Source organism: Actinocrinis sp., from assembly GCF_035650855.1.
Taxonomy (GTDB): domain Bacteria; phylum Actinomycetota; class Actinomycetes; order Streptomycetales; family Catenulisporaceae; genus Actinocrinis.
The window spans coordinates 1-6,437 of record NZ_DASRGV010000332.1 but is presented as its reverse complement, the minus strand read 5'-3'; the positions used below and the strand labels follow the sequence as shown (position 1 = coordinate 6,437).

Annotated in this window: 9 protein-coding genes; 5 read left to right on the top strand and 4 right to left on the bottom strand. The window is 69.1% G+C overall.

The annotated features are described in order from the left end of the window. From VFB40_RS23570 to VFB40_RS23560, 3 genes are all read left to right on the top strand, one after another. A partial coding sequence (locus tag VFB40_RS23570) for a sensor histidine kinase (protein WP_324854240.1) occupies window positions 1–428 on the top strand: 428 nt, incomplete at its 5' end. Further along, window positions 425–1,129, top strand: a complete 705-nt coding sequence (locus VFB40_RS23565) for a response regulator (protein WP_324854238.1) — start codon at window positions 425–427, stop codon at window positions 1,127–1,129. The genes VFB40_RS23570 and VFB40_RS23565, both read left to right, overlap by 4 nt. 90 nt (window positions 1,130–1,219) lie before the next feature. Then, complete coding sequence (locus tag VFB40_RS23560) at window positions 1,220–1,675, top strand: hypothetical protein (protein ID WP_324854236.1); 456 nt, start codon at window positions 1,220–1,222, stop codon at window positions 1,673–1,675. Window positions 1,676–1,721: 46 nt separating this feature from the next. Here VFB40_RS23560 and VFB40_RS23555 read toward each other — a convergent pair whose 3' ends face one another. The 4 genes from VFB40_RS23555 to VFB40_RS23540 all read right to left on the bottom strand — a co-directional run bounded on the left by VFB40_RS23555 (window position 1,722) and on the right by VFB40_RS23540 (window position 4,731). After that, a complete protein-coding gene (locus VFB40_RS23555; protein ID WP_324854233.1) occupies window positions 1,722–2,207 on the bottom strand; it encodes an NUDIX hydrolase in 486 nt (161 codons plus the stop codon). A gap of 80 nt (window positions 2,208–2,287) precedes the next feature. Then, window positions 2,288–3,523: an RNA polymerase sigma factor gene (locus tag VFB40_RS23550; RefSeq protein WP_324854232.1), complete on the bottom strand. Its 1,236-nt coding sequence runs from the start codon at window positions 3,521–3,523 to the stop codon at window positions 2,288–2,290. 50 nt (window positions 3,524–3,573) lie between these two features. After that, window positions 3,574–3,951, bottom strand: a complete 378-nt coding sequence (locus VFB40_RS23545) for a YciI family protein (RefSeq protein ID WP_324854230.1) — start codon at window positions 3,949–3,951, stop codon at window positions 3,574–3,576. Between the two features lie 42 nt (window positions 3,952–3,993). Continuing rightward, window positions 3,994–4,731 carry a DUF998 domain-containing protein gene (locus VFB40_RS23540; protein ID WP_324854227.1) on the bottom strand — a complete coding sequence of 246 codons (738 nt, stop codon included), beginning with the start codon at window positions 4,729–4,731 and terminating at the stop codon, window positions 3,994–3,996. Window positions 4,732–4,906: 175 nt separating this feature from the next. Between VFB40_RS23540 and VFB40_RS23535 the strand changes: the two genes are divergently transcribed. After that, entirely contained in the window at window positions 4,907–5,821 is a 915-nt protein-coding gene (locus tag VFB40_RS23535; RefSeq protein ID WP_324854225.1) for a DMT family transporter, read from the top strand. 64 nt (window positions 5,822–5,885) lie between these two features. After that, the gene (locus VFB40_RS23530) at window positions 5,886–6,398 is read left to right on the top strand and encodes a SigE family RNA polymerase sigma factor (protein ID WP_324854224.1); all 513 of its coding nucleotides are present in this window, start codon (window positions 5,886–5,888) and stop codon (window positions 6,396–6,398) included. Window positions 6,399–6,437: the final 39 nt, after the last annotated feature.

The window sequence follows — 6,437 nt, the reverse complement described above, 5'->3', positions numbered from 1 at the left end:
TGATCGACAACGCCGTCGAGGCGGCGCTGCGCGGCTCGCCGCCGAGGCGGGTCTCGGTCACGATCCGGGCCGAGGCGCAGGAGCTGCTGGTTCGGGTCGCGGACAGCGGCGCGGGCATCGATCCCGAGCGAATCGGCGATCTGTTCACCCGCGGCTGGACCACGAAGAACGAAGCGGGACACGGGATCGGCCTGGCGTTGGTGCGACAAGCGGTCAATCGTAACGGCGGCCGCATCGATGTCGCGTGTGATGAGGAGTTGGGTGGCGCGGCGGTCGAGGTGCGGCTGCCGGTGTGCGGAAGGGGCGAGGGCGCACGGGCCGGGGCGAGGACCGGCGGCGGTGAAGGCGAAGGAAGAGGGGGAAGGGGAGCGGGAACGGGGGCGCGGGCGGGGGCTGCGGCGCGTGGAGGGCTGGGCAGCGCGGGATGAGCGGCGCAGCAGGCAAGGAGAGCGTGATCAGCACACTGATCGTCGAGGACGATCCGGTGCTGGCGGACGCGCACGCCGAATTCGTCGCGCGGGTGCCCGGCTTCGCGGCCGCCGGCATCGCGCATTTGGGCGCGGAGGCGTTGCGGCTGGTCGCGACGCGTCAGGTCGATCTGCTACTGCTTGACGTGAATCTGCCGGACATGACCGGCATCGAGTTGTGCCGGACGCTGCGCGCGCACGGCAATCAGGTCGATGTCATCGCGGTGACGTCCGCGCGCGACCTCGCCACGGTGCGCGCGGCAGTCTCTCTCGGCGTGGTGCAGTACCTGCTCAAGCCGTTCGCGTTCGCGACGTTCCAGGAGAAGCTGCGTGCGTATGCGGAGTTCCGGCGGCGCGCGGCGCAGGCTCCTGACCTACTCGCGCAGGACGACGTGGATAGGGCACTGGCGGCGCTGCATGATGCGTCTACGCAGACGGCGCTGCCTAAGGGCCTGACCGAGGCGACGCTCGCGTCGGTCGTTGCGCTGCTCAGGTCACATGATCAGCTTTCGGCGGGGCAGATCGCGCCGCAGGTCGGCATCTCGGTGCAGACCGCGCGCCGCTACCTCGACTACCTCGCAGCTCAGCGACTCGCGTTGCGGGCGCCGCGCTACGGCGGCGCCGGGCGGCCGGAGCAGGTGTACCGCTGGAGTTCGCCCTGACGATCCGCGGGAAACGCGGCACGGAAGGGGAACCGGGCCGCGACGACGGCCGTCCAAGTGGCGTCTAGCGGCCAGAGCGCAGGAGGACCGATGTCGTCGTCGTTCGCGGGAGTTCGCTTCGGAGCGGGAGTGCGATTCGCGGCCCTCGCCGCGTCGTGTGCGCTGCTCGCAGCCGGGTGCGCGTCCTCGACCTCCTCTTCTGGAGGGCACAGCGCGGGCACGGTCGTCGTCCAGGACGACGCGAATGGCAAGACGGTGAACGCGACGGTCGGCCAGACGGTCGAGCTGACCTTGGGTAGCAACTACTGGACTGTGTCCGGCTCATCGGCGCCGAGCGTCTTGCGTCAGGACGGGGCGGCCACCACGCTGCCCAGACCCACGAACTGTCCCAATGTCCCGGGCATGGGCTGCGTACCGATCCGTGCCTCGTTCACAGCGCTCGCTCCAGGCACGGCGTCGGTCACTGCCAGCCGCATGACGTGTGGTGAAGCCAGGCCTTGCGCACCGAATCAGCAGCACTTCACCGTGACCGTGGTCGTGAAGTGACGACTACAACGCTGAAGGTCGCGGTCGGCACGTCACGAGCAGCGCGTTACAGGAGCGGCACGTAGCCGAGCTCGATCGGTTCGGGCACTTGTGGAGCGGTACGCAGCACGGCGGTGACGAGGTCGGGCAGTTGCGGCGGAAGAACCCGCTCCGGGCAGGTCGGCAGCTCAGCCAGCGGCCACCAGCGCCAGCGCAGAATGCCGTCCTCGGCGTGTGCCGCGGTCAGGTCTCCGATCGGGTCCCGGCGCGGGGCGCGCGCGACGAACACGTGCTCGGACTGGCGGACCGGAACGCCCTCACGGCAATAGTCGTATGCCCAAGTGAAGAGGAGCGGCCCGGGGTCGAGGTCAGTCCACCCGGTTTCCTCGAGCAGTTCGCGGCGCGCGGCTTGCTCGGGGGTCTCGCCCTCGTTCAAGCCGCCGCCGGGAGTGGTCCAGTGCAGGCCGATTTCCTCATCGTCGTACCGAAAGAGAAAGACGGCGGCATCTGGCGCGATGACGAGGATGCGGGCGGCCTGACGGGGAGTTCGCATTGCAAGAAATCTAGCGGGAGTCGGGGCACAAGGCGGGCGAGGGATCACCGGGTCCGCGAGCGGGTGCGTCCCGTCGCAGGTCAGGTAAGGGCGGCGGCGCGAATGCGGAAGAGTGCTCGTTCGCCCTCGTTCTTGGTCATCTCCGCTGCGCGTTCGAATTCGGCTCGGGCCTCTGCCGGCCGGCCGAGCCTTGCCAGTAGGTCGCCACGTACCGCAGCGAGGAGTGGGTAAGCGGCCAACCTGTCTGCTAAGTCGTCGACGATTTCGAGAGCGCGTTCCGGGCTTTCGGCGTAGCTGACCGCCACGGCTCTATTGAGTTCGACAACCGGCGATGGCGATACGTGTGCGAGTACCTGGTAAAGCGCTGCGACGCGTTCCCATTCGGTGTCCTCGGCACGCGACGCACGGGCATGGCATGCCGCGATGGACGCCTGGAGCACGTACGGACCCCACGTTCCCTCGGCGCGCGCAAGAGCCTCGAACCCGCGGCGGATCAGCAGTCGATCCCAGAGGCGCCGATCTTGATCCTGGAGCAGGACGGGGCTGCCGTCGGGCACGGTACGTGCTCGCATTCGGGAGGCTTGAAACTCCATCAGCGCGACGAGACCGTGCACCTCCGGCTCCTGCGGTGCGAGAGACGCGACCATGCGGCCGAGGCGCAGCGCTTCATCGCAGAGCGCGGGGCGGGCCCAGTCGGCTCCGGCGGTGGCTGCGTATCCCTCGTTGAAGATCAGATAAATCACCTCCAGGACCGAGGCGAGCCGCTCGGCCGCCTCGGCCGGCGGCGGCAGCTCGATCGGCACCTTCTTCTCGGCGAGAGTCCGCTTGGCGCGCGTGATGCGCTGGCCGACGGTCGACTCCGAGGTCAGGTAGGCCCGCGCGATCTCCTCGGTGCTCAGGCCGCCGAGCAGTCGCAGGGTCAGGGCCGCGCGTGCCTCGGTGGACAACACCGGGTGGCAGGTCGCGAAGATGAGCCGGAGCAGGTCGTCACCGACGTAGTCGTCAAGGTCCGCGGCAAGATCCGGCTCATGGCTGTCCGGCGTTGCGCGTCCGACTTCTTCGAGCTTCTGGCGGTAGCGGCTTTGCCTGCGCAGCGTGTCGACGGCGCGATGCTTGGCTGTGGCCATCAGCCATGAGGCGGGATGCTGCGGTACACCGTCCTCGGGCCATTGCTCTAGCGCGATGACAAGCACGTCCTGCGCCAGTTCCTCGGCGAGCCCCACGTCGCCGACCATGCGTGCCAGAGCCGCGATGATCCGAGCGGACTCGGTACGCCACACCGCTTCCACAACGCGACGAGGATCGGCAGCCGTCATGGCTACCGATCCTCGCATCCTGTTGTGCGTTAGGGCAGTCGCTTGCTGCGCTACTCGGCGGGGGCGTTACCGAAGTCCTCGGGTCCCATGACCTTGAGCACGTCCGCGTCGCCCTCCCAGCCCTCCCACAGGTCGCGGTGCAGGGCGAGGAACTTCGACGCCCAGCCGACCGCCTCCTCCTTGGAGCCGACCTGGTAGAGCGCGTAGCTGATCATCTCCTTGGCCTCGGTGAACGGCCCGTCGGTGACGCTCAACGAGCCGGCTTGGAGGCTGACTCGGGCTCCGGCGGCGCTCGGCAGCAGGCCTGCGGTGTCGAGCAGCGCGCCCGCGGCGGTGGCCTCGCCGCCGAGCTTCATGATCGCGTCCATCAGCTCCGGCGGAGGCGGAGTCGCGGGCTGGGCTGCCTTGAGCAGGACGAGGTAACGCATGGTCAGGCCTTTCTTGTCGAGGTTCGGATGGGCGAGTGGCGATCAGGCGGCGTCGACGATGCGGTAGAGGTGGATGCTGACCGTGGTGATCCAGGCACATACGATCACCACTGCGGCGGCGAAGGCCAGTGTGACCGGACCGTGCGAACCGCTGGCGATGCCGGCGAAGGCGACGAGGAAGATGGCCCCGGTGCTGCGGGAGAAGCGGGCGAAGCGCGGTTGGCCGTCGTGCGTGAATCGCCGCGCCAGGACGAAGCACATGACGATAAGGCAGAGGAAGCCCACCGAGCCGACTGCTAGATGCATCGTGCCGTGCCAGCTCACCGGTGCCTTATCCGGGGTGCCGACCGGGAAGCCCTGCGCGGGGTCGGCACGGAAGATTCCGGCCGCGACGAGGCACGCTCCGTAGGCGGCGAGCAGCCGAGGGGCCCACGTTCGGCCCGTGCCCTCGCCGAGGGCACGGCGCAGACCGACCGCCGCGGCGACTGTCATCAGCCCGGTGAGCACGAAGTTGGTGATCTGGATCCAGCCCAACGCGCCGTTGGACAGCAGGCTCCAGGAGTGCTTGGTCAGGTCGAAACCGTCGCGGGTCAGCGCTTGCGCCAGGGCGGTCACGACGTAGAAGGGTCCGGCGATGACGCCGTAGCCGAGCAGCGACTTGGTGACGCGAGCGGCCGGGGTGCAGTCGCGGCGGGAGGGAGCGGCCGCGGCGTCCGGGGTCAGGTGCACTGCGCGCGCCGGGCCGGGAGCGGTGTGGATCGTCATGGTGGTCTCCTCCATTCGGGGTTCCTACTTGCACCTCGAACGGGGCGACCGGAATCCGACAGCAGATTTCAAGATTTTTCCGGCGAGCCGGCGGCCCGGGAAAACAGCTGGTCACAGGCCTGGCATCGGTCGCAGACTGTCGCGTGTCGGGGGCTTGTCGTAAGCTGCACGCGATACTGAGGGGAGTTACATGACCAGGCGTGGGTGGCTGCTGTTCGCGCTGATGTCCGTGATCTGGGGCATACCGTACCTGTTCATCAAGATCGCTCTGGAAGGCGTCAGCGCGCCCTTCCTGGTGCTCTCGCGCACCGCCATCGGAGCGGCGATCCTGCTGCCGATCGCCTGGCGGCGCGGGATGATCCGGCCGGCGCTGCGCGCGTGGCAGCCGCTGCTGGCCTTCGCGGTGCTGGAGATCGGCGGCCCGTGGCTGCTGCTCAACGACGCCGAACAGCACATCAGCAGCAGCCTGGCCGGCCTGCTGATCGCGGCCGTGCCGCTGGTCAGCACGCTGGTCACCTGGCGGCTCGGCGACCATTCGGCGCTCGACCCCCGGCGGCTGCTCGGCCTGCTGGTCGGAATGGCCGGCGTGGCGGCGGTCGTCGGCCTGGACGTCGGATCCACCTCCGCGCTGCGCATGGGCGAGGTGCTGCTGGTCGCGGTCGGTTACGCCGTCGCGCCGATCATCGCCGACCGGAAGCTGAAGCAGGTGCCCACGCTGGCGGTGATCTCGCTGTCGCTGACCGGCGTCGCGCTCGCGTACATCCCGGCCGCGATCATCACGCGCCCGCACGCCATGCCGCACGCCAACGTGCTCGGGGCGGTCCTCACCCTCGGCCTGATCTGCACCGCGGCGGCGTTCCTGCTCTTCTTCCGCCTGATCGCCGAGGCGGGTCCGGTGCGCGCGACGGTCATCACGTTCATCAATCCGGCGGTGGCCGTGCTGCTCGGCATGCTGGTGCTCGGCGAGCACTTCACCGCCGGGGTCGGCGTCGGCTTCCCGCTCGTGCTGATCGGCAGCTGGCTGTCCACCCGCAAGTCCGCGCCGCGCGAGAAGCTGCGCGAGCGAATACCGGTGATCGAGGGCGAGGTCGCCGCCCGCCAGTGACGGGTCGGCAAAGTCGCCCAGCTGAGTAGGTAAGCGGATCGGGCCGCCGATGCGTCATAGGGGTGTGGGAGACGAACCCGAGGAATTCGCGGAGTTCTACGAGGGCTCGCGGGACGGCTGCCTGCGCGCGGTATACGCCTCGGTCGGCGATCGGCTGCTGGCCGAGGACTTGATCGCTGAGGCGTACGCCCGAGCGTGGGCGTCGTGGTGGAAGGTGAGCCGTCACCCCGCACCACAAGCGTGGGTGGTGCGCACCGCGCTGAACACGCATGTGTCGTGGTGGCGCCGACGGCGGCGCGAAGTGTCCTGGGAGAGCAGGGGCTCCTCGGACACTGCGCCGACCGCGGCGGACGACGTGATGGGCGTGGACGACCAAATACTCGCCGCCGTGCGCAGCCTTCCGGCCCGGCAACGCGAGGTGGTCGCGCTGCGGGTCTTCCTCGATCTCGACACGCAGGCCACCGCGCGGACGCTCGCGATAGCGCCCGGCACAGTGACGGCACATCTCTCACGGGCCATCGCCGCCTTGCGCGACCAGCTCGCGATGAGCATCGAAGAGGAGACACGATCCCGGTGAGCAAGGACACCATCACGGATGACGACGTACTCAAGGCTG

Coding starts and splice junctions, on each gene's coding strand:
- VFB40_RS23565 (WP_324854238.1), top strand. CDS start 425: ATGAGCGGCGCAGCAGGCAAGGAGAGCGTGATCAGCACACTGATCGTC.
- VFB40_RS23560 (WP_324854236.1), top strand. CDS start 1,220: ATGTCGTCGTCGTTCGCGGGAGTTCGCTTCGGAGCGGGAGTGCGATTC.
- VFB40_RS23555 (WP_324854233.1), bottom strand. CDS start 2,207: ATGCGAACTCCCCGTCAGGCCGCCCGCATCCTCGTCATCGCGCCAGAT.
- VFB40_RS23550 (WP_324854232.1), bottom strand. CDS start 3,523: ATGACGGCTGCCGATCCTCGTCGCGTTGTGGAAGCGGTGTGGCGTACC.
- VFB40_RS23545 (WP_324854230.1), bottom strand. CDS start 3,951: ATGCGTTACCTCGTCCTGCTCAAGGCAGCCCAGCCCGCGACTCCGCCT.
- VFB40_RS23540 (WP_324854227.1), bottom strand. CDS start 4,731: ATGGAGGAGACCACCATGACGATCCACACCGCTCCCGGCCCGGCGCGC.
- VFB40_RS23535 (WP_324854225.1), top strand. CDS start 4,907: ATGACCAGGCGTGGGTGGCTGCTGTTCGCGCTGATGTCCGTGATCTGG.